The following is a 20,513-nucleotide window of genomic DNA, read 5'->3' on the forward strand; positions in this document are numbered from 1 at the left end:
CGAGACCATGGAACAGGCAAAGATGCGGATCGAAAACGCCCCGTGGGACGGCCCACAAGACGAACCGAAGCACGCGTTGCCCGAGCCGTGCGCGCATACGGTGGAGACAGCGAAGTCGGCGCATGACGAAGTCGGCATCCCGCAGGAAGAGCTGGACCGCCTCACCGACACACTGATCGCCGCGCTAAAGACGATCTACGACCCCGAAATTCCTGTCGACATCTACGAGCTTGGCCTCATCTACAAGATCGACATCAATTCCGATCGCGAGGTCGATGTGGAAATGACGTTGACAGCGCCGGGGTGCCCCGTGGCGGGCGACATGCCGGTGTGGGTCGAGAATGCGCTCGGCGCCGTGGAAGGTGTGAGCCTTGTGCGCGTGAAGATCGTGTTCATGCCGCCTTGGGATCCGTCGCGGATGTCCGACGAGGCGCGTGTCGCGCTCAACATGTTCTGACGAGCACGGTATTGGGCCGCTTCCGCTTGCTGGCGCGAGCGAAGCGGGCCTGCCTTCGCGGGTCACGCACGCGGGAGCGCGGTGGGAGCGCCTCGGAGAATGCGCCGAATCCGATCAGAGAGCGCTCTACGCGTCTTCACCGCCGACGCGGCGCAGGCCTTCATAGGCCACGCGGCTTTCCCGGTTGATCCGAAGCGCGCGCTTGTACGCATGCGCGGCTTCCTTGCGGTCGCCCATGCCTTCCGCAGCCTGTCCGGCCGCCGCCCATGCCTCGTAATTATTGACCTTGTTGGTCCCCGCGACCTGGAAATCCTCGAAGGCCTTCTTGTAGTCCTGCATGACCATGAGGCTCTGGCCGCGCGCGAAATGCGGGTCCGGGGAATCGGGCCGATAATTCACGGCGACGTTAAGATCGTCCAGCGCGTTGCCATGATCGTTCATGGCCTGATAAATCAAGCCACGGCTGTAATAGGGCGCGGGATCGTCCGGCTTCAGTTCGATGGCCTTGCTGAGATCGGCGATCGCCAACGGATAGTTTCGCTGGTCCTTGTAGACGTTGCCACGGCCGACATAAGCCCCGGCGTAATCCGGCTTGATCGCCAGCGCCTGATTGTAATCGGCGAGCGCGGCGTCGTAGCGGCCCATCTTGAGATAGATCAGCGCCCGATTGTTGTACGCTTGATAGAACTGCGGGTTGATCTGGATTGCCGCCGTGAAATCGGCGATGGCACGCTCCCCGTCGCCAGCCTGACCATAGGCAGTGCCGCGCAGATTAAGAGCGCTCGCATCGCGCGGGTTCTTCGCCAGAACCTGCGAGATTGAGGCGATGTTATTTCTCGGGTCGGCCTGCGGATTGTTCAGACGCTCGGCGGCTCGCTGATCGCTTACTCCGGGGGTTTCACACGCCGCCAGCGAGAGAACCGCCAGACAAGCCAGACCCGCCGTCAACGCTCGTTTTATCGTCCCCGTCGTCACAATACCGGCTCCACCCTCGCGAAAGGTTCTCAAGTGACGCCACACTGAGCCCCGAATGAGGCTACAATCCGAATGGCGGCGCGAAACCTCTCGCCGACTGTGTAGAATTTGAATCGAAGACTTATCGAGCTGCGGCACCGCGGCCGGGAGCGACGACACCTTCTCTCTGAGCCTTCTTCCGAGCGAGCTTGCGGGCGCGGCGCACGGCCTCGGCCTTTTCGCGGGCTCTCTTTTCGGAGGGCTTTTCGTAGTAGTTACGCAGCTTCATCTCGCGAAAGATACCTTCGCGCTGCATCTTCTTTTTGAGCGCCTTCAGCGCCTGATCGACATTGTTATCGCGAACGTGTACCTGCACGCTGACTCCCTTGGTTCGAATGGGCTGGAATAAAAAAGCCCGCACAAGTGCAGGCGATTGCGCGCACTCTATCAGGCTTTACCCTGTCTGTCTATTTCAAGCTTGACGCGGCGCGAGAGGTGCCACGGTTGCACTTCATCGGTGATATTTGGGTCACATGTCCAAGCTTGCGACCGTCCTTGATCTCCGACTTGCCGTAGAGATGCAGGGACGCACCCGCATCGCGGTTCAGAATGTCCTGCCACTCAAGCACATCGGAGCCAAGGAGATTCGTCATCACCGCGTCGGAGTGCCGCTCCACGCTGCCGATGGGCCACCCCGCGACGGCGCGAATGTGGTTCTCGAACTGGCTTATGACGCAGGCTTCCATCGTCCAGTGGCCGGAATTGTGGACACGCGGGGCGATCTCGTTCACGAGAACGCGTTCGCCGCCCGGCATGACAAAAAATTCAACGCCAAGCGTACCGCGATAGTCGAGCGCGGCGGCGATGCGCGTGGCCATCTCCTGTGCGGCGGCCTGCTGCGTGGGCGGGCATGCAGCCGGCACGATGCTTTGATGCAGGATGCCGTCTCTATGGCGATTCTCCGGGCAGTCGTAGGCCGCAGCCCTGCCATCCGCACCGCGCACGGCGATAACAGAAATCTCCAGCGCGAAGTCGACCATGCCTTCGAGCACGCAGGCGGCGGAAAAGTCGGCGAACGCGTCGCGAAGCTCGGCCTCGCTGGACACGCGCGCCTGCCCTTTGCCGTCGTAACCTTCGCGCGCGATCTTGAGAATGCCACGCCCGTGCTGCGCCAAGAACGCGGCGGCGTCAGTAAGGTTGGCGTCCGTCTCGACGACCGCGTAGGGCGCCGTGCCAAGGCCGAGCGCCGTCAGGAAGCGCTTCTCGGCGATCCGATCCTGCGTCATGGCGGCGGCGCGAGCGGGCGGCCAAACCGGCGTGCGCAGGGCTGCGATCTCAAGCGCGGCGGCGGGGACGTTCTCGAATTCGAAGGTGATCACGTCGCAATTCTGCGCGAAGTCCGCGAGCGCGGCCTCGTCCGTGTATGGGGCGCACCAATGCTGCGATGCGACCTGAAAGGCCGGGCTATCCTCCTTGGAGGAATAGACGGCGGTTCTGAAGCCGAGTTTGGCGGCTGCGACGGCAAGAAAACGCCCGAGTTGCCCGCCGCCGAAAATGCCGATGGTCGCGCCGGGGGGCAGAGGCTCACGGAACGTCATTGGGCTTTTCCGCCACTTTGGCCGAACGATTCGCGCGCCACGTATCCACCCGGGCCGCAAGCGCCGCGTCGCCGAGCGCGAGGATCGATGCGGCGAGCAGACCGGCATTGGTAGCGCCGGGTTCGCCGACCGCGAGCGTGCCGACCGGAACGCCTGCCGGCATCTGCACGATGGATAACAGCGAATCCTGGCCCTTCAGCACGGTTGCCGCGATGGGGACGCCGAGCACCGGCAATGTGGTAAGCGCCGCCGTCATCCCCGGAAGATGCGCGGCACCGCCGGCGCCTGCCACGATCACCTTGAAGCCCTCGGCTCGCGCCGATTTCGCGAAGGAATAAAGGCGCTCCGGCGTGCGGTGAGCGGAAATCACGCGAGTGTCATAAGGTACGCCGAGTTCGTCGAGAACGGCCGCGGCGGCGCGCATGACGGGCCAGTCGGACTGACTGCCCATGATGATGGCGACAGGAGGCGGAACATTGGTCATATGAAATTACAAATCACGAAACCGCGCTCGCCGGAAGCGCCATTGTGATCGCAGATCAGCTTCCAGCCGTGTTTTCCAGCGCCAATGCGCGCATTGTTCAACGGGCGACGGCGAGGCTCGGACCCCGCTTCGTCCAAAGGGCTAATGCATGCGCGCGATGCTGAAATCCACCGCGTCCATCAGGGCCTTGCGCGCCTCGCCGGCGGGGAAGATTGCGAGCGCCTCGCGCGCCTCCTTGCCGTAGTACACAGCGCGCTGGATCGTTTCCTCGATGGCGTTATGGCGCCGCATGATCTGGATGGCGTGTTCGAGATCGCCGTCCTCGATCGCGCCGTCCTGAAGTGTGCGACGCCAGAAAGCGCGCTCTTCCGGTGTGCCGCGCCGATAGGAAAGCACCACGGGCAGCGTGATCTTGCCTTCGCGGAAATCGTCGCCGACGCATTTGCCGAGGTTCGCCGCCTCGCCCGAATAGTCGAGCGCGTCGTCGATGAGCTGGAACGCAAGGCCGATGTTGGTGCCGTAGAGACGCAGCGCCGCCTGCTCCTCGGCGTCGCGCGCGGTCAGGATCGCGCCGATCTCGGCCGCAGCGGCAAACAGCGCCGCCGTCTTCGAAATGATGACGTTCAGATATTCTTCCTCGGTGGTCGCGAGGTTCTTGGAGGCGGCGAGTTGCCAGACTTCGCCCTCTGCGATCACGGAGGACGCCTCCGACAGCACCTTCAGCGCGCCGAGCGAGCCGACATCCACCATCATGCGGAAGGCCTGCCCGAGCAGGAAGTCGCCCACCAGCACGCTCGCCTGGTTGCCCCACAGCATGCGCGCACTTTTCTTGCCGCGCCTCATGTCGCTTTCGTCGACGACGTCGTCGTGCAGAAGCGTCGCCGTGTGCATGAACTCCACCGACGCCGCGAGCATGATGTGGCCCATGCCTTCATAGCCGCACATCTTGGCGGCTCCGATGGTGAGCATCGGGCGCAGCCGCTTGCCGCCGGAATTGATGAGATGGCGAGCGAGTTCGGGGATCAGCGCAACGTCGGACCGGGCCTGCGACAGGATAATGTTGTTCACCTCGGCCATTTCGTCATGGACAAGCCGCAGAAGAGGTTCGAGCGCCGCCGACGGATCGCTGCGCTCCTGAACTTGAGCCGCCAAGTTCATGATTTCCTCCGAATGTGCTGCTTGGGCATGATGACGGTCTGGGCGAACCTCGTCAGGGCACCAGAAAAACACCGCTTTGATAAGTTAGCCACGTGGCTTAATGTCCCTGGATGCCTGTCCTGTCCGAAAAGGCTTGCTCGATGAAAGAGTTGTTGCGCACTACGGATATTGTGCTCCTCAGTTATGTCAACTCTTTGTTAGACGATGCAGGGTTTCCGGCTCTCATCGCAGACGTTCACGTCAGTTCGATAGAGGGCTCTATAGGCGCTTTTCCCCGGCGGGTTCTCGTCGCCGCCGAAGACTGGGAGGAAAGCGCGAAGCTCCTCACGGATGCCGGCCTCGGCGATCAGATCGCGGGGCGGACTGTCTCCGGCGGCGTCTTACCATCGTAATATTGCAAAAGCCGTATGACGAGTCCTGTCACTTTCACGTGTGATGCCTTTATCGACGGGCGGGTGACCGTTCGGCAACCGAGGACGGGCTTCAGATCCGGTCTCGATGCGGTGTTTCTCGCGGCGGCGTGTCCGGCGCGGGAGGGCGAGCGCGTGCTCGAAGCGGGATGCGGGGCGGGCGCGGCGTCTTTATGCCTCCTCGCGCGGGTTCCGGGCGTGAGCGTCACCGGCGTTGACATCGATGCCGGGCTTGTGACGCTGGCACGGGAGAACGCGACCGGAAACGGCCTCGACGGGCGGTTCGATGTCGTCAACGCCGATGTGACCGACACATGGACGGCGCTCGAAGCGGCGGGCCTTTTTCGCGAAACCTACGACCACGTTATTGCCAACCCGCCGTTCTTCGAGCACGGCCGCACCCGCCCTTCGAAAGACGCGCGAAACAGTCGCGCCCGCGCCATGGCCGAAGGTGGCTTCGAGGACTGGGCGCGCTTCCTCGCCGCCGCTGCAAGGCCCTCCGCCAGCGCGACCGTGATCCATACGGCGGACGCCTTGCCGCAGATCCTGGCCGCTTTCGACCGTCGCTTCGGGGCCGTGAGCATCCTGCCGCTTCATCCGAGGAACGGCGCGCCTGCGATCCGTGTCATTGTCAGCGGCATCAAGGGGAGCCGCGCGCCCGCGTCGATCCTGCCGGGCGTCGTGCTTCACGAGGCGGACGGCGCGCCGACTGCGGCCGCAACGGCAATCTTGCGTCACGGCCAATCGCTTGCGCTTCGCGCTTGACCGGGGCTTTGGAGAGTCGGCATGGCGGCAGCGCTTCCGGCTGCGCGCTTTGCCACAGGCTCCAGCCGCAACTCGGCCGCGTATGGCTTGTTAACCTCGTTCACATACACACATGTGTCATAATATTTACCAGGCCGCGTTCTCCGGCGCGTAGCGACGAGGCTAAATGTCATGCGGGTTTCCATGGATGTCGATAGCGAGCCAACACAACCGGCCCCTCGCCCCAACACCTCGATGTGGGGCAACATCTTTCCGGGCAACCTTTTTTCCAGCGGGCGGACCACCATCCCCGTCGTGCGTCTGAGCGGAACCATCGGCGCGGCCTCGCCGCTGCGCCAAGGGCTGACGCTCGCGGGATGCGCCAATGCGCTCGACCGCGCTTTCGCCTCAAGCGGTCCGGCGGTCGTGCTTCAGATCAACTCGCCGGGCGGTTCGCCCGTTCAGTCGCGCCTGATCCATGATCGCATCGTCGCGCTCAAGCAGGAGCACGACAAGACTGTGTATGCCTTCTGCGAGGACGTCGCGGCATCGGGCGGCTATATGATTGCTTGCGCGGCGGACGAGATATACGCGGACGGCTCGTCGATTGTCGGCTCGATCGGCGTGGTTTCGGCGGGCTTCGGCTTCGTTCACCTTATCCACAAGCTCGGCATCGACCGGCGGATCTACACCTCCGGCGAAAACAAGATGCAGCTCGATCCTTTCCGGCCGGAAAAGGCAGAGGAAATTGCGCGGCTTAAGCGCCTTCAGGCTACAGTCCACGAAGATTTCATCGCGCTCGTGAAGGAAAGCCGCGGCGACCGCATCACCAATTCGAGCGGAAACTTATTCACAGGCGAGTTCTGGTCCGGAAGGCAAGCTCTTGAACTTGGCCTGATCGATGGCATCATTGATCTCAGGGCAAAGATGCGCTCGGAATACGGAGATAGAGTGCGGCTAAAGCTTATCTCCACAGAGCGCGGATTCTTCAGGCGGAAAGCGGGAGTGGGCGTCTCGGTTTCCGGCGCGGGTGTTGGTGTCAGCTTCGCGCAAGGTTTTGCTGATGATCTGATCTCTGCCCTCGAAGAGCGTGCGATCTGGGCGCGCTTCGGGCTGTAGTCGGCGGGAGCCGACGCGTTCATGTCAAATGTCGGGGTTGTCAGTGATGTCTCAGGTTTTTGCTGTTGCGTTGGGAGCTTTGATGCTCGTCTTCGCCCTGCGCTGGTTCAGGCGCGAGGCTGACCGTGTCGAGGCGGCGATCCGCCGGACCGACCGTCGTATCCGGCGCGCAGCGCGTCCGGTCGTAGCCACTCCATTGATGTTCGACGCCGCGGCGGGGGTCTATCGTCCCGTCGACTGATCGGCCTGCGATGAAGCGCTAGTCGCTGTTCGCCCGCAGGGCTGGCGCGAGCATGTCCGACGCATCAGCATCGGTGCCACCGTCTTTCTAACGCGCTCGGCATGACAGGAGCAAACTTCGCTATCCGAGCGATCTGACGGACGAGGAATGCGGCGATTGCCCCTATGATCCCACCCGCGAAGCCGAGGCGGCAACAAACGCACGGTCAGCGAACGCGAGGTGGTGAACGGTCGCGCTGTCCAGCGACCTGCCGCCCGAAGCTCCGTCAATGATTACTTCCAAGCGTCTTTCCTGCCGGCAGACGCGCCTCGGCCATCTGGCGTTCGATGCGTCGGCGGCCTCGGTCGGGCGCGTGCTCGGCAAGGGCTGCCGGAAGCGGGCCGTCGGCCCAGCCCTCCTAGTCGGATTGCGACCTCTTGTCGTAACGGTATGTGAAGGCTTCCATTCTGGAACGCGTCCGTCCGACTCTTCGCCGAATTTTTTCATACATGTGGAAATTGCGCGTACCGCCAATCATTTAGCTTGAGCGATGCGCAAATGTCATAACGAGTTTTCGCCGCGCCTTCTTTTTCTCTCATTTCTTTCCTAACGGTTTGTTTACCAATTCGAGCTTATCTACTAAGGCGTGTGCTTTTGCTGACATCAACCTGGCGGCACCGCAGTCGAGTAGAGAACACCAGCGCTTGTCGGCGCGAAACAGGGGTTCAACTGGTGATAGTTGTTGCGTTTGGCGGCGTGCGCGGCCTGATGAAGGCTGCGGTAGTCTCGTTATGCGTTGCGTTCAGCTTCCTTGCGGCGGGAGTTTCTTCTGCCGAGGAACGCACGATCTCGATGTACAACATCCACACGAAGGAAAAGATTTCGATCGCCTTCAAGAGGGATGGACGCTACATCCCGGAAGCTCTCGAAAAGCTCAACTATTTCATGCGCGACTGGCGCCGGAACATGACCATCAGGATCGATCCGGCTCTCATCGACCTCATGTGGGAATTGCATAACGAACTCGGCTCCAAGGAACCGATCCACCTCATTTGCGGCTACCGTTCGGGCGGCACGAACGAGCTTTTGCGCCACACGCGCGGCGGACAGGCGCGCAACAGCCGCCACATCACCGGACAGGCCGCCGACCTCATGTTTCCGGACGTGCCGCTGAAGCAGATCCGCTATTCTGCGCTTGTGAAGGAGCGCGGCGGCGTCGGCTATTACCCGCGATCCGGCCTGCCATTCGTGCATGTCGACACCGGCAATGTCCGCCACTGGCCGCGCGTCACGCGCCCAGAACTGGCGGTGATCTTCCCGAACGGCCGCTCGAAGCACGTCCCCGCCGATGGCCGCCCGCTCACGCCTCAGGATTCGCGCTTCTATCTGGCGCAGTGGAAAGAGAGCGGCAAGGAACTGCCGTGGGTCGTAACTCGCAAGCGCGCCTCCAACACCATGCTCGCGAGCCTCGTTGCAGACGACGCACCGCTGCTGCGCCGCGCCAGCCTCTCCGTGCCCGACACTGCCCCGGCCGCCCCTGCGAAAGCCGCGCCGAAAGACGCCGACCGTCTGCCCGCATCGATCATGCGTCTGCCGGAGACGCTTGCGAAGCCCGACAGCCTGGCTCGCGATCCGGAAGACGTGCCGGACATCGCGGAGGAAGGCGAGGAGCAGGAAGACGACATCGCCTTCGAGCCGCTGCCTTCCGACATCCTTCTGTCCGAGAAGTCGCTGGCCTACGACATCCTGAAAGACGCACCGGAACAGCCTCCGGTGTTCCGGAACGTCAAGCTTCTGATGCTCTCACCGTCCGCGATCACGGGCGAGGACTTCGAGCATGGGCTTCAGATCGAGGCGCTATACGAGGCGCACAGGTTCAAGGGACCGGCGATACAGGTCGCCTTGCGCAGGAGCGTGGCGAGACTTGCGGCAGCGAACGCGGGAGTCTTGCAGGCAAGGTAGCCCGGATGCCGAGGCGGCGCTTCGCTCCCGGTCAGACGCGATAATAGTCCCGATACCAGTGCACAAAGCGCGGAATGCCGACCTCGATTGGCGTGGTGGGCCGGAACCCCGTCGCCTCCGCGAGCCGCTCGATATCCGCATGCGTCTCGGCCACGTCGCCGGGCTGCATCGGCAACAGGTTGCGGATCGCCTTCTTGCCGGTCGCCGCCTCGATACAGGCCACGAAGTCGGTGAGCCGCACCGGCTCGTTGTGACCGATGTTGTAGATTTCGAGGGCGGGGCCGCTCGCGCGCGGCGTCATGTCGACGACGCGCAACACGCCATCCACGATGTCGTCGATATAGGTGAAGTCGCGGGCGTGATGACCGTGGTTGTAAAGGTCGATGGGGCGCCCTTCAAGAATCCCTTTCGTGAAAATGGCGGGCGACATGTCCGGCCGCCCCCATGGGCCGTAGACGGTGAAGAAGCGCAGGCCGGTCATGGGCAGCTTGAAAAGATGCGCGTAGGCGTGGGCCATCGCCTCGCCCGCCTTCTTCGTCGCCCCGTAAAGGCTCGCGGGCGCGTCGGTCCTGTCGGCCTCGGCGAAGGGAAGCTTCGTATTCAGGCCGTAGATCGAGCTGGACGACGCGAAGACGAGGTGCTCCGGCCGGTGCGCGCGGCAGCCTTCAAGGATGTTCAGAAAGCCCGTGACGTTCGAGTCGATATAGGCTTGAGGGTTTTGCAGCGAGTAGCGCACGCCCGCCTGCGCCGCGAGATGCACCACCCGGCGGGGCTCGAAGCGCGCGAACGTGTCGCGCACGGCGGCGGCATCGGCGAGGTCCGCCTTCACGAAGCTGAACGCCTTGGCACCCGAGAGGCGTTCAAGCCGGGCATGCTTGAGGGCGGGATCGTAATAGCCGTTGATGTTATCGAAGCCGACAACCTCCTCGCCGCGAGCAAGCAGTGCCTTGGCGACGTGGAAGCCGATGAACCCCGCCGCGCCTGTTACCAGAATTGTCATGCTTCGGCCCGGCTGTTTGCGATTGTCATTTGCGCCGGTATGGCCCAAATTCAACGGAGGAACAATTGCTCCCGTTGAAATGCACATGATCGCGCGAATTTATAAACCGGCGAAGACCGCCATGCAGTCCGGTCAGGCGAAGGCCGAGGGCTGGGTGCTCGACTACGAACCCGCGTCCCGGCGCGAAATCGAGCCGCTGATGGGCTGGACAAGCTCGAAGGATATGTTGAGCCAGATCAGGCTGTTCTTCGATACGAAGGAAGAGGCCGTCGATTACGCGAAGAAAAACGCGATCCCTTATCGCGTGTTCGAGCCGAACCCACGCGCCATCATCAAGAAGTCCTACGCCGACAATTTCAAATATGGCCGGATCGGCACCTGGACGCACTGACTCCGAGGAAAAGCGCTCCACTACCTGCTAAAAGTCGAGCGGGATGACCGGAACGGTGTTGCCCGCATCGAGAGCCGCAGCGTATGGCGGGCGCACGATCAGGCAATCGGCGGCGGCGAAGACCGAGACGAGAGAGCTGTCCTGATCGGCGAGCGGCGTTACGGCACCGCGCTCGCGGCGCGCCCGCATGTAATGTTGCCTCGCGCCGTTGGCGGCAACGGCAACCGCGAGCGGCGCCTCGTCGACCGCATCATTCGACACACAGCCGAGCATCCGGTCGAGCAGGGGTTTCAGGAACAACCGCGCGCAGACGAGCGCCGCCACGGGGTTGCCCGGCAGGGTCAGCACGCGCTGGCCTCCGAGACGGCCCGCCATGAGCGGCTTTCCGGGCCGCATCGCCACGCGCATCACCTCGAACCGCGCGCCGACGGCTTCCAGCGCGCCGCGAACGAGATCGTGCGCACCGACCGAAGCGCCGCCGATGGTGACGAGAAGATCCGCATCGCTTGCAGCAGAGATAGCGGCGGCGAGGCTGCCCCGCGTGTCCCGCGCGATGGCGAGGCAGTTCGCCGACCCGCCCCATGCCGCGACCGCCGCCGAAAGCCCCGCCGGGACGGACGACACGATCTGTCCCGCGCGAAGCTCCGCGCCCGGCTCGGCAAGTTCGTCGCCCGCCGCCAGCACGGCAACGACGGGTCTGCGGCGCACGCGAAGCGCCCCGTGATTCATCGCGGCGGCAAGCATGATCTGGCGCGCGTTGAGCGTCGCACCCGCCGGGAGCATCGTGTCCCCCTCGCGAAAATCGTAGCCGCAGCGACGGATATGCGCGCCGGGCGGCGAGGCTTCGAGCACCGTCACCGCGCCATCTGCCTCCCGCGCCGCCTCCTGCATGACGACGGCGTCGGCACCCTCCGGGACGGGAGCGCCCGTAAAGATGCGCACGGCCTGCCCCTGCCCGAGCGTACCCGCGAAGCCTTGCCCCGCCGCCGCTTCACCGATCACGGCAAGGCGCGCGGGCGCGGCGGCGATGTCGACAGCGCGCACCGCATAGCCATCCATGGCCGATGCGTCGAAAGGCGGTTGCGTGAGCTTCGCCGCGAGGTCCGCAGCGAGGACGCGGCCTCGCGCGTCGTGAAGCGCCACGGCTTCAGCGCCGACCGGCTCGACGTCGGCGAGAATTTTCGCGAGAGCCTCGTCGACGGAAATCAGTTTCGGCATGTCTTCCTTGCCTCCGTGGACGAGTGGCGGTGGTTCGATGCGGGGTCGGCTCCAACCAGTCGATCAGATCGAAACGGCCTCTAAGGGCGGTCGCCGCTTCGCCCGCCGGACTTGCTCAAAAGGCGCACGCCGTCGATCACCATCGCCTTGTCGGCGGCTTTCAGCATGTCGTAAAGCGTGAGGCAGGCGACCGAGACCGCCGTCAGCGCCTCCATTTCGACGCCGGTCTTGCCGGTCGCCTTCGCGAGCGCCTCCACCCGCACGCCCGGACGCTCCGGGTGCAACTCGAAGCCGACGCTCACCTTGGAGAGCGAAAGCGGATGGCACAGCGGGATGAAATCGGCGGTGCGTTTCGCCGCCATGATGCCCGCAATGCGCGCCGCCGCCAGCACATCGCCCTTTGCGACCGCGCCATCCTCGATCAGCGCCAGCGTTTCACGCGCCGTCATGAGCCAGCCTTCGGCGATTGCGGTGCGCACCGTTTCGGCCTTGCCCGCAACGTCGACCATGGCGGCCTCGCCCTTCCCGTCGATATGGGAAAGCCCGCTCATGCGCTGGCGGCGTGTCTTTCACCACGACCCGTGCCGCCGAGAAGCGCGCGCGTCGCGGCCTCGACATCGTCGTGGCGCATGAGGCTTTCGCCCACGAGGAACGCGCCCGCGCCTTGACGCATGAGCCTTTCGATGTCGGCTGGAGCGAAAATGCCGCTTTCGGAAACGACGATGCGCCCCGGCGGAATGAGCCGGGCGAGCCGCTCCGTGGTTTCGAGCCGCGTCTCGAAGCTGTTGAGGTCGCGGTTGTTGATGCCGATCAGCCACGAATCGAGCGCGAGCGCGCGGCCAAGTTCGTCTTCGTCATGCACCTCGACCAGCACATCCATGTCGTGCGTGCTCGCGGCGGCGATCAGCTCTTCCGCCAGCGCGTCGGTCGTGCAGGCCATGATGACGAGGATGCAGTCCGCGCCCATCGCGCGGGCCTCCGTCACCTGATAGGGATCGACCATGAAATCCTTGCGCAGCACCGGCAGCGAGCACGCCTCGCGCGCGGCGACGAGATAGGCGGGCGCGCCCTGGAACGACGGGCCGTCCGTCAGCACCGAAAGGCAATTCGCGCCGCCCGCTTCATAGGCGCGCGCGATGGCGGCCGGGTCGAAATCGGGGCGGATCAGCCCGCGCGACGGACTCGCCTTCTTCACTTCGGCGATCAGCGCCGGCTCGACCAAGGCGACGCGGCGCGACAGGGCGTCGAAGAAATCCCGCACGCGAGGCGCTGCGGCGGCGCGATCCTCAAGCTCGGCGAGCGAAGCTTGCGCTTTCGCGGCGGCCACTTCCTCTTTCTTGTAGGCGACGATGCGGTCGAGAATGCTCATGGCTTATCCTGTTACGGCCGCGCTCGGCCGGTCGTCATTGGCGGCGTCGGGTGTGTCGGCGCTGGCGGCGATCAGGCCGTCGAGCGCCTTTTCCGCGTGGCCTTCATCGATGGAGGCGGCCGCAAGCGCGGCACCCTCGCGCAAGGTCGCCGCGCGGCCCGCGACGATGAACGCGGCGGCGCCGTTCAGCAGCACGATGTCGCGGAAGGGGCCGCGTTCGCCGCGAAGAAGCGCGCGCATCGCAATGGCGGCGTCTTCCGGCGTCCCGGCTTGCAGATCTTCGAGCCGCGCTTCCGGCAGGCCAGCGTCGCGAGGATGCACGTCGAACGAGGTGAACGCGCCGTTCTTCAGTTCGACCACGCGGCTCGCGCCCGTCGTGGAAAGTTCGTCCATGCCGTCAGCGCCGTGCACGGCCCACACATGGTGCGCGCCATTGCGCCGAAGCACCTCCGCCATGGGCTTCAGCCAATCCTCGGAGTACGCTCCGATCAGCATGCGTTTCGCGCTGGCCGGATTGGTGAGCGGGCCGAGCAGGTTGAAGATCGTGCGCAGCTTGAGCGCGGCGCGAACCGGCGCGGCATGTCGCATCGCGGGGTGATGCGTCGGCGCCCAGAGGAACGTAAGCCCGGCGCGCTCGAAGCAGCGCTTGTGCCGCTCGACCGGCATTTTCAGCGTCACGCCCAGCTTTTCGAGCACGTCGGCCGCGCCCGACTTCGACGACACCGCGCGGTTGCCGTGCTTCGCCACCGGCACGCCTGCGCCCGCCAGCACGAAGGCCGTGGCGGTCGAGATGTTGAACGTGCCCTTCGCGTCGCCGCCGGTGCCGACGACATCGAGCGCGCCTTCCGGCGCTTCGACCGGCACCATGAGCGACCGCATGGCCGCGACCGCGCCCGCGATCTCGTCCACCGTTTCTCCGCGCGCCTTCAGCGCCGCGACGAAAGCTGCCAGCTCGATCTCGGAAACCGCGCCGTGCATGATGGCGAGAAAGGCGTCGCGCGCCTCATCCTCGCCGAGCGTTGAGCCGATGGCGGCCTTTTCCAGCGCGAGCCGAAACCCGATGTGAAGGTCGGACGCTGCGGAGACGGTTACGGGCGAAGTCATCGGTGCCTCAAGCTGCCACGGATGCGGGGGAGGCGGCCTGCGAAGGCACAAGCCCCGGTTTTCTCGGCGAGAAGCGAACGCCCCCCAGCGTCAGGAAGTTCGCGAGGATCGCGTGGCCGTGCTGGCTGGCGATGCTCTCGGGATGGAACTGCACGCCGAATGTCGGCTCGTCCTTATGTTCCAGCGCCATGATGAGGCCGTCCGAGGTGCGCGCGGTCGCGGTGAGGCAGTCGGGCAGCGTGTCGCTTTCGACGATGAGCGAATGGTAGCGCGTCGCCTCGAACCCGTCCGGCAGGTTGCGAAACAGACTCGTGCCCTGATGATGGATGGTCGACATCTTGCCGTGCATCAGGATCGGCGCGCGGATGACGTTGCCGCCGAAGGCCTGCCCGATGGTCTGATGACCGAGGCATACGCCGAACAGCGGGATGCGGCCCTTGTTCTCGCGCACGAGGTCGAGGCAGATGCCCGCCTCGTTCGGCGTACACGGGCCGGGCGACATGACGATGGCTTCCGGTTTCTCCGCGAAGACTTGCGCCACCGTCTTCTCGTCGTTGCGATAGACGGCCGCTTCCACGCCGAGATCGCCGAAATAGTGGACGAGGTTGTAGGTGAAGCTGTCGTAATTATCGATGATGATGATCATTATTCTTGTCCTTGGCCGTGCGGAAGCGTGTTCGGCGTAAGAAAAAGACGGACGCGGCCCGTCCCCGGCTCCAGATCGTTCCACGCGTCGGCGTCGAATTCGAAGCTGACAATGGCGGCGGTCGGCAGTTTCTCCTTCAGCGCGTGGCGCTCATCGCTGCCCGGCTGCGCGAGACTCACGGCCAGATCCTGCAAGCCCGGATTATGGCCAACGAGCATGATGTGACCCGCATCCTCGGGGCACTCCCGCAGGAGCTTCAGCAAGGTGCGCTCGCTCGCTTCGTAGATTTTCTTGTCGAAGTCGATCTTCGGCGGATCGTCCCACGCGGCGGCGCTCGCCAGCGTCAGCGTCTGGCTTGTGCGAACCGACGGCGAGCACAGGACGAGATCCGGGCGCACGCCGCGATCACGCAGCGCGGCGCCCATTTTCGGCGCCGCCTTGAGTCCGCGGTCGCTCAGTGGGCGGTCGAAATCGTCGATGTTCGGATTGTCCTTGTCGCCCGACTTGGCGTGGCGGAACAGCGTTACGGTCTTCATGGCACAACTCCAGAACGCCCCGTTACTGACCCCGCCCGGCCTGACCTGCGAAGCGCACCGCTTCTTCCGCCGCGCGGAACAGCGCCTTCGCCTTGTTCTCGCACTCGACCTGCTCGGAGGCCGGAACCGAGTCGGCCACGATGCCGGCACCCGCCTGCACATACATCGTGCCATTCTTCACGATTGCGGTGCGAAGCGCAATGCACGTGTCCATTTCGCCGTTTGCCGCGAAATAACCGATGCATCCGGCATAGACGCCGCGCTTGTCCGTTTCCAATTCGTCGATGATCTGCATCGCGCGAACCTTCGGCGCGCCCGACACCGTGCCTGCCGGGAAGCCCGCCATCAGCGCGTCGATGGAATCGAATTTTCCGTCGAGTCGGCCGATCACGTTCGAAACGATGTGCATCACCTGGCTGTAATATTCGAGGAAAAAGCTTCCGGTGACGTGAACCGTGCCGATCCCGGCAACGCGACCGACATCGTTACGGCCGAGGTCGAGCAGCATGAGGTGTTCCGCGCGCTCCTTCGCGTCGGCGAGGAGGTCGGCGGCGAGGCGCTTGTCGTCCTCCGGCGTCGCGCCACGCGGACGCGTGCCCGCGATGGGACGGATGGTCACTTCGCCATCGCGCACGCGAACGAGGATTTCCGGGCTTGAGCCCGTCACCGCGAAGTCGCCGAAGTTGAGGAAATAGAGGAAGGGCGAAGGGTTCACGCGGCGCAGCGCCCGATAGAGCGCGAAGGGCGGGAGTTCGAACGGCGCCGCGAAGCGCTGCGACAGCACCACCTGGAAGATGTCGCCCGCCGCGATGTACTCCTTCGAGCGCGTCACCATGTCCATGTAGGCTTGCGCGGGCATGTTGGAGGTGGCGGCAGGGATCGCATCGAAGACGCCGTCCGCAGAGGAGGCATGCGCGCTTTTCTGTTCGAGCGTATCCTGAATTTCCGTCAGGCGGTCGATGGCGCGCGAATACGCGGCCTTTGCTGAGAGGCCCGGCCTTGGCCTCACCGCCGCGACGAGGGTCATCTCGTCCTTCACCGCGTCGAAGATCAGCATGACCGTCGGGCGCATCAGCAACGCGTCGGGCACGCCGATGGGATCGGGCTTGTCGGACGGAAGCCGTTCGACGAGGCGCACGGTGTCGTAGCCGAGATAGCCGAACACGCCCGCCGACATGGGCGGCAGCGTCGCCGGGATATCGATATGCGAGGCCGCGAGCAGCGACCGCAGCGCCTGAAGCGTGCCTTCGCCGGTGCGCTCGAACGCGTCTGCATTTGCCGAAGGGTCGCTGTTGATCTCGGCGACGTCGCCTTGCGCGCGAAACAAGAGGTCGGGATCGAGGCCGATGATCGAATAGCGGCCGCGCACCGCGCCGCCTTCCACCGATTCCAGCAGGAAGGAATACGGCCGCGACGCGCCGAGCTTGAGCATGGCGGAGACGGGCGTTTCGAGGTCGGCGACAAGGCGGGTGAAGACGAGTTGCGGCTCGCCCGAATCGTAGCGGGCGGTGAACTCGGAAAACGAAGGTTCGACCTTCATCGGATTGTTCTCGGAATGCGGGGTTGCGTCTCGGTGGGATCAAGCGGGAGGGAGACGCCATCGAAATCTATTCGCCGTCATAAGAACCTCCCGCCACATTGGCGAAAGCCTTGCGGTCGATGGAGATCGGAGACACCGTCGTGATCCGGTTCAGGAAGCCCGAAAAGTTGTCGTCCGAAATCGCGCCTGCAAGCTGTTGCTCGATTCCCTTGGCCTGCTCTTCCGAAAGAGGGCCGGGGGGCGTGATTTTCACGACCTGAAAAATGGCGCGCGACGTGCCGTTCTCCGACGCCGCCGATGCGGCGCCGCCCTCGGGCAAGGTGAATGCCTGCGCCACCGCCGCCGGTGGAATCCCCTCTTCCTTGCTGTTGCGCTTCAGGGGCTGGCTCGTCTTGACCGTCGCGCCAGCGCTTTTCGCGACGGCTGCGATGGGCTCGCCCTTGTCGAGCCGCGCGACCAGATCGCGTGCCCTAGACGCGAGCCTGTCGCGAACCTGATCGGCGCGCCAGGCCGCCTCGACCTCGCCCTTGACTTCCTCAAGCGGCTTCTGGCGAGGCTTCACGACGTCAGCCACTTCGAACCACGCATAACCGCCGCCCGGAAGGCGAATGGCTTCGTTCTCGACACCGACATCGGACTTGAAGGCGGCATCGGCGAGTTGCCCGGCCGGCACCGCGGAAAGCGTTACCGGCTTGCCGTCGGCGCCGTTGGCCGATCGATCGATGGTGACATCCTCAAGCGGCAAATTCAGCTTCTTCGCGCTGTCGGCGAGCGGTATGCCCGTTGTGCGGTCTTCCTCGAACGCCTTGATCAGGCGTTGGAATTCGCTTTGGGCGCGCGTCTTCGCGAGATCGGCGCGGATCTTTTCCTTGACCTGGTCGAAGCTCTGCTCCTGTCCGGGAATAACGTCCAGAACGCGAATGATCACGGTCGAAACGGGGCCGTCCACGGGCCGCGCCGTCCATTCCTTCTCCGTCGAGAAAGCCGTTTTCACTATGGCATCGTTGATGCCGAACCTGTCGGCCAGTTCCTGCTTCGATACGACGCCCGCATCGATATCGGGCTGGCTGAAGCCCGCGTCCTTCGCGACGCCGAGCAAGTCTCGCGCGCCTGACTTGAGTTTCGCAAAGGCCGCTTCCGCATCGGCGCGCGTCTTGAAGGGGACGATTTCAAGCTTGCGCCGCTCAGGTACCGAATAGACCGACGACTTCGCGGTGTATTCGGCCTTGAGATCCTCGTCCGGAATCGTCAGGGTTTTGGCGACGATCTGCGGCGAAATGGCGAGCGCCGACACCTTGCGAAGTTCCGTTGTCATGAATTGCGGCTTGCGGTTCTCAAAAAACGCCTCAAGCTCGGCCTCGGTCGGAGCGGGGACCGCCCCCGCCGCCTCGGGCGTCAGGGTAAAATAGGCGAGCGTACGCTGTTCGTTGCCGTACTTGTTGTAGGCATCGAGCAACGCCTTCGACACCACGCCGCTCCCGTCGAAAACGCCGCGCAACTGCCGCCGCATGAGGTCGCCCTTGAATTCCTGCTCGAAGAATGGCGCCGAATAGCCGATACTCTGAAGGAAGCGATGATATTTGTCGGCGCTGAACTCGCCCTTGTCCTGGAAGACCTCAAGGCTCGTGATCCCCCGGCGCACGCCCTCTTCGGACAGGCCGACGCCGAGTTCCTTGGCTTCAAGGTCGAGCGCCGCGTCCTGGATCAGGCCCTGAAGCACGCGGTTCGGAAGGCCGAAAGCCTGAGCCTCGGCAGCCGAGATGCGGCGCCCCGCCTGCTGGCTGACGTTTTCCAGAACGCGCTGATAGGCGCGGCGGAAATCTTCCGGCGAGATGTTCGCGGAACCGACCGTCGCCACGCTCTGGCGGCGCTCGCGGTCGCCATAATAGTTGCCGCCCATGCTTATGGCGAACGCCCCGATCAGAATGGCGAACAGAAAGAAGACGGCCACTTTCCGGAGGAAATGCATCAGATGAAGTCCTTGAATGCTCAAGCCAGAGCAGGCTTGATTCGGGCGCGCATTTCTTGCACGTTTCGCGATGGCCGTAATTTAGAGAATAAAAACGTGCGCGCAATATCAAGATTCGCGAGGTCGGCCCACTTCAACAAATTCCTCCGCGCGCCCCGTTCCAGCGAGAGAAACGCAATGTCCGGACCGAAGCTATATGTCGCAGGCAATTGGAAGATGAACGGCCTGCGGGCAGACATCACGCAGATAGAGGCCATCCGCGACGGCGTCGCTTCCGTTGAAAACGCGCCCGACGTCACGATTTTTCCGCCCGCGACGCTTCTGCATGCCGCGTCACAGATCGTCGAGGGGTCGGCGGTCGAGATCGGCGCGCAGGATTGCCATGTCGGTGAAAGGGGCCCGTTCACGGGCGACCTGTCGGCGCTGATGCTCAAGGATTCGGGCGCAACGACCGTCATCCTCGGCCATAGCGAGCGGCGCGGCGAACATGGCGAGACGAGCCGCGAAATACGCGCGAAGGCCGCCACAGCGCTCCGCGCCGGCATCAGGATCGTCGTCTGTATCGGCGAGACGCGCGGCGAGCACATCCGCGGATTGACCGCCAGCGTTTGCCGCCGCCAGCTCGCCGACAGCCTGCCGGACGAATCGACACCTGAAACGACCATCGTCGCCTATGAACCCGTCTGGGCCATCGGTTCGGGCGTCTCACCGACGACGGAGCAGATTACGGCCGTCCACGAAATCGTGCGCGGCTGCCTGAAGGATCGCTTCCGGCAGACGAGCGGCCTGCGCTGGCGCGTCCTTTATGGCGGTTCGGTCAGCCCCGCGAATGCCGCGTCGACTTTCGAAAGTCCGGAAGTGGATGGCGTGCTGGTCGGCGGAGCGAGTCTCAAGGCGGCAACGTTCCTTGAAATCGTCACGGCGGCGGCACGCGCCTCGGAGAGGCGTGCGGCGCGTTGATCTTTCCGTCATGCGAAGACGCTACAAGATAAGTCCGATGCGGCGGGATTGCTCCCGATCGCAGGGGGAAAGGCCCTCCCGATGAAATGCGATGGAAATTCCGCCGGGAAGGCGGGCAAATTTGCCTTTTCAGGGATGGCGGCGCTTGCGGTCATCGCCGCGATAGCCGGCGGTCCCGCGAACGGGGCGCAACAGGACAAGGCGGTGTGCGCGAAGCTCACGCAAGACCTCCAGGCGCTCAAGGCCCTCGACGTGGACCGCCTGATGGAGCGAGGCCCGAACTGGGCCGTAGCGAATCTCTCGGCGTCCGATCTCAACCTCGTCCGACAATACATCGAACTTGACGAGCAGATGAAGTTCCGCTGCATGGCGCCGAGTTCGCTCGTGCAACTCAAGAACCTCGAAAAAGAAGACGGCGTTAAGCCGCAGGCCGGGCCGGACAGCGCGCCTGCGACTGCGGCCGGCACCGATCGGGCCGCGAAGCCCAGGCCGAAAGCCGCCGCGACGACGCAGACACAAAAACCCGTCGCGCAGCAGCCCAGGCCGCCCGCCCCGGCGCAGGCGGTGGGCGTCGGCACTCCATAATCGCTTCCCCGCAGTTGCTCGCGCCGGACACCTTCGGCAACGGGCGCGGTGACGCGCGCCCCGGCTAAAGTGTCCCGCGCGCTTGATCT

Annotated in this window: 23 protein-coding genes and 1 pseudogene; 10 read left to right on the forward strand and 14 right to left on the reverse strand. The window is 64.2% G+C overall.

Annotation, left to right across the window (positions count from 1 at the left end):
- The first annotated feature begins 7 nt into the window (after positions 1-7).
- Positions 8-457, forward strand: coding sequence for an SUF system Fe-S cluster assembly protein (locus tag KKP04_RS04245; protein ID WP_371818703.1), 450 nt, complete (start codon positions 8-10; stop codon positions 455-457).
- Between the two features lie 126 nt (positions 458-583).
- On the opposite strand, the gene KKP04_RS04250 is transcribed toward KKP04_RS04245, so the two are convergent.
- From KKP04_RS04250 to KKP04_RS04270, 5 genes are all read right to left on the reverse strand, one after another.
- The gene (locus KKP04_RS04250) at positions 584-1,405 is read right to left on the reverse strand and encodes a tetratricopeptide repeat protein (protein ID WP_215027294.1); all 822 of its coding nucleotides are present in this window, start codon (positions 1,403-1,405) and stop codon (positions 584-586) included.
- A 148-nt stretch (positions 1,406-1,553) separates the two neighbouring features.
- Positions 1,554-1,787: a 30S ribosomal protein S21 gene (rpsU, locus tag KKP04_RS04255; RefSeq protein ID WP_215027296.1), complete on the reverse strand. Its 234-nt coding sequence runs from the start codon at positions 1,785-1,787 to the stop codon at positions 1,554-1,556.
- A 91-nt stretch (positions 1,788-1,878) separates the two neighbouring features.
- A complete protein-coding gene (locus tag KKP04_RS04260; protein WP_215027298.1) occupies positions 1,879-3,009 on the reverse strand; it encodes a 5-(carboxyamino)imidazole ribonucleotide synthase in 1,131 nt (376 codons plus the stop codon).
- Positions 2,996-3,493: a 5-(carboxyamino)imidazole ribonucleotide mutase gene (gene purE / locus KKP04_RS04265; RefSeq protein ID WP_215027300.1), complete on the reverse strand. Its 498-nt coding sequence runs from the start codon at positions 3,491-3,493 to the stop codon at positions 2,996-2,998. Before purE ends, KKP04_RS04260 begins: the two co-directional genes overlap by 14 nt.
- A 141-nt stretch (positions 3,494-3,634) precedes the next feature.
- Entirely contained in the window at positions 3,635-4,651 is a 1,017-nt protein-coding gene (locus KKP04_RS04270) for a polyprenyl synthetase family protein (RefSeq protein WP_215027302.1), read from the reverse strand.
- A 140-nt stretch (positions 4,652-4,791) separates the two neighbouring features.
- On the opposite strand from KKP04_RS04270, the gene KKP04_RS04275 reads away from it, so the two are divergent.
- From KKP04_RS04275 to KKP04_RS04300, 6 genes and pseudogenes are all read left to right on the forward strand, one after another.
- Positions 4,792-5,043, forward strand: a complete 252-nt coding sequence (locus KKP04_RS04275) for a DUF2007 domain-containing protein (RefSeq protein ID WP_215027593.1) — start codon at positions 4,792-4,794, stop codon at positions 5,041-5,043.
- 63 nt (positions 5,044-5,106) lie between these two features.
- Positions 5,107-5,826: a methyltransferase gene (locus KKP04_RS04280; protein WP_215027304.1), complete on the forward strand. Its 720-nt coding sequence runs from the start codon at positions 5,107-5,109 to the stop codon at positions 5,824-5,826.
- 171 nt (positions 5,827-5,997) lie between these two features.
- A complete protein-coding gene (locus KKP04_RS04285) occupies positions 5,998-6,924 on the forward strand; it encodes a S49 family peptidase (protein ID WP_215027306.1) in 927 nt (308 codons plus the stop codon).
- A gap of 46 nt (positions 6,925-6,970) precedes the next feature.
- Positions 6,971-7,165: a hypothetical protein gene (locus KKP04_RS04290; RefSeq protein ID WP_215027308.1), complete on the forward strand. Its 195-nt coding sequence runs from the start codon at positions 6,971-6,973 to the stop codon at positions 7,163-7,165.
- A gap of 133 nt (positions 7,166-7,298) precedes the next feature.
- A pseudogene (locus KKP04_RS04295) lies at positions 7,299-7,444 on the forward strand (IS5/IS1182 family transposase); the annotation flags it as partial.
- A gap of 432 nt (positions 7,445-7,876) precedes the next feature.
- Positions 7,877-9,106 (forward strand): DUF882 domain-containing protein, encoded by a 1,230-nt coding sequence (locus tag KKP04_RS04300; protein ID WP_371818695.1) that lies wholly within the window; start codon positions 7,877-7,879, stop codon positions 9,104-9,106.
- Between the two features lie 31 nt (positions 9,107-9,137).
- Here the strand turns inward: KKP04_RS04300 and KKP04_RS04305 are convergent, their stop codons facing one another.
- Positions 9,138-10,106, reverse strand: coding sequence for an NAD-dependent epimerase (locus tag KKP04_RS04305; protein WP_215027310.1), 969 nt, complete (start codon positions 10,104-10,106; stop codon positions 9,138-9,140).
- An 85-nt stretch (positions 10,107-10,191) separates the two neighbouring features.
- Here KKP04_RS04305 and KKP04_RS04310 point away from each other — a divergent pair, with 85 nt between their 5' ends.
- Positions 10,192-10,497, forward strand: coding sequence for an ETC complex I subunit (locus tag KKP04_RS04310; protein WP_215027317.1), 306 nt, complete (start codon positions 10,192-10,194; stop codon positions 10,495-10,497).
- 27 nt (positions 10,498-10,524) lie between these two features.
- Here KKP04_RS04310 and glp read toward each other — a convergent pair whose 3' ends face one another.
- From glp to KKP04_RS04350, 8 genes are all read right to left on the reverse strand, one after another.
- Positions 10,525-11,715, reverse strand: coding sequence for a gephyrin-like molybdotransferase Glp (glp, locus tag KKP04_RS04315; RefSeq protein WP_215027319.1), 1,191 nt, complete (start codon positions 11,713-11,715; stop codon positions 10,525-10,527).
- 80 nt (positions 11,716-11,795) lie between these two features.
- Positions 11,796-12,266 (reverse strand): cyclic pyranopterin monophosphate synthase MoaC, encoded by a 471-nt coding sequence (gene moaC / locus KKP04_RS04320; RefSeq protein ID WP_215027321.1) that lies wholly within the window; start codon positions 12,264-12,266, stop codon positions 11,796-11,798.
- Positions 12,263-13,084, reverse strand: coding sequence for an indole-3-glycerol phosphate synthase TrpC (trpC, locus tag KKP04_RS04325; RefSeq protein ID WP_215027323.1), 822 nt, complete (start codon positions 13,082-13,084; stop codon positions 12,263-12,265). The genes moaC and trpC overlap by 4 nt, the downstream gene beginning before the upstream one ends.
- A gap of 3 nt (positions 13,085-13,087) precedes the next feature.
- On the reverse strand, positions 13,088-14,188 hold the full coding sequence (gene trpD, locus KKP04_RS04330) for an anthranilate phosphoribosyltransferase (protein WP_215027325.1): 1,101 nt from the start codon (positions 14,186-14,188) through the stop codon (positions 13,088-13,090).
- A gap of 7 nt (positions 14,189-14,195) precedes the next feature.
- Positions 14,196-14,834, reverse strand: coding sequence for an aminodeoxychorismate/anthranilate synthase component II (locus tag KKP04_RS04335; RefSeq protein ID WP_215027327.1), 639 nt, complete (start codon positions 14,832-14,834; stop codon positions 14,196-14,198).
- Complete coding sequence (locus KKP04_RS04340) at positions 14,834-15,370, reverse strand: histidine phosphatase family protein (protein WP_215027329.1); 537 nt, start codon at positions 15,368-15,370, stop codon at positions 14,834-14,836. The genes KKP04_RS04335 and KKP04_RS04340 overlap by 1 nt, the downstream gene beginning before the upstream one ends.
- A gap of 22 nt (positions 15,371-15,392) precedes the next feature.
- Positions 15,393-16,910 (reverse strand): anthranilate synthase component I, encoded by a 1,518-nt coding sequence (gene trpE / locus KKP04_RS04345; protein WP_215027331.1) that lies wholly within the window; start codon positions 16,908-16,910, stop codon positions 15,393-15,395.
- Between the two features lie 67 nt (positions 16,911-16,977).
- Complete coding sequence (locus KKP04_RS04350) at positions 16,978-18,879, reverse strand: SurA N-terminal domain-containing protein (protein WP_215027333.1); 1,902 nt, start codon at positions 18,877-18,879, stop codon at positions 16,978-16,980.
- A 177-nt stretch (positions 18,880-19,056) separates the two neighbouring features.
- Here KKP04_RS04350 and tpiA point away from each other — a divergent pair, with 177 nt between their 5' ends.
- Positions 19,057-19,839 (forward strand): triose-phosphate isomerase, encoded by a 783-nt coding sequence (tpiA, locus tag KKP04_RS04355; protein ID WP_215027335.1) that lies wholly within the window; start codon positions 19,057-19,059, stop codon positions 19,837-19,839.
- 81 nt (positions 19,840-19,920) lie between these two features.
- A complete protein-coding gene (locus KKP04_RS04360; RefSeq protein WP_215027337.1) occupies positions 19,921-20,424 on the forward strand; it encodes a hypothetical protein in 504 nt (167 codons plus the stop codon).
- Positions 20,425-20,513 lie beyond the last annotated feature (89 nt).

The organism is Rhodomicrobium sp. Az07 (assembly GCF_018619475.1).
Taxonomy (GTDB): domain Bacteria; phylum Pseudomonadota; class Alphaproteobacteria; order Rhizobiales; family Rhodomicrobiaceae; genus Rhodomicrobium.

Coding starts and splice junctions, on each gene's coding strand:
- KKP04_RS04340 (WP_215027329.1), bottom strand. CDS start 15,370: ATGAAGACCGTAACGCTGTTCCGCCACGCCAAGTCGGGCGACAAGGAC.
- trpE (WP_215027331.1), bottom strand. CDS start 16,910: ATGAAGGTCGAACCTTCGTTTTCCGAGTTCACCGCCCGCTACGATTCG.
- KKP04_RS04270 (WP_215027302.1), bottom strand. CDS start 4,651: ATGAACTTGGCGGCTCAAGTTCAGGAGCGCAGCGATCCGTCGGCGGCG.
- KKP04_RS04275 (WP_215027593.1), top strand. CDS start 4,792: ATGAAAGAGTTGTTGCGCACTACGGATATTGTGCTCCTCAGTTATGTC.
- KKP04_RS04260 (WP_215027298.1), bottom strand. CDS start 3,009: ATGACGTTCCGTGAGCCTCTGCCCCCCGGCGCGACCATCGGCATTTTC.
- moaC (WP_215027321.1), bottom strand. CDS start 12,266: ATGAGCGGGCTTTCCCATATCGACGGGAAGGGCGAGGCCGCCATGGTC.
- trpC (WP_215027323.1), bottom strand. CDS start 13,084: ATGAGCATTCTCGACCGCATCGTCGCCTACAAGAAAGAGGAAGTGGCC.
- KKP04_RS04335 (WP_215027327.1), bottom strand. CDS start 14,834: ATGATCATCATCATCGATAATTACGACAGCTTCACCTACAACCTCGTC.
- tpiA (WP_215027335.1), top strand. CDS start 19,057: ATGTCCGGACCGAAGCTATATGTCGCAGGCAATTGGAAGATGAACGGC.
- KKP04_RS04290 (WP_215027308.1), top strand. CDS start 6,971: ATGTCTCAGGTTTTTGCTGTTGCGTTGGGAGCTTTGATGCTCGTCTTC.
- glp (WP_215027319.1), bottom strand. CDS start 11,715: ATGCCGAAACTGATTTCCGTCGACGAGGCTCTCGCGAAAATTCTCGCC.
- KKP04_RS04285 (WP_215027306.1), top strand. CDS start 5,998: ATGCGGGTTTCCATGGATGTCGATAGCGAGCCAACACAACCGGCCCCT.
- KKP04_RS04310 (WP_215027317.1), top strand. CDS start 10,192: ATGATCGCGCGAATTTATAAACCGGCGAAGACCGCCATGCAGTCCGGT.
- KKP04_RS04350 (WP_215027333.1), bottom strand. CDS start 18,879: ATGCATTTCCTCCGGAAAGTGGCCGTCTTCTTTCTGTTCGCCATTCTG.
- trpD (WP_215027325.1), bottom strand. CDS start 14,188: ATGACTTCGCCCGTAACCGTCTCCGCAGCGTCCGACCTTCACATCGGG.
- KKP04_RS04305 (WP_215027310.1), bottom strand. CDS start 10,106: ATGACAATTCTGGTAACAGGCGCGGCGGGGTTCATCGGCTTCCACGTC.
- KKP04_RS04245 (WP_371818703.1), top strand. CDS start 8: ATGGAACAGGCAAAGATGCGGATCGAAAACGCCCCGTGGGACGGCCCA.
- KKP04_RS04360 (WP_215027337.1), top strand. CDS start 19,921: ATGAAATGCGATGGAAATTCCGCCGGGAAGGCGGGCAAATTTGCCTTT.
- purE (WP_215027300.1), bottom strand. CDS start 3,493: ATGACCAATGTTCCGCCTCCTGTCGCCATCATCATGGGCAGTCAGTCC.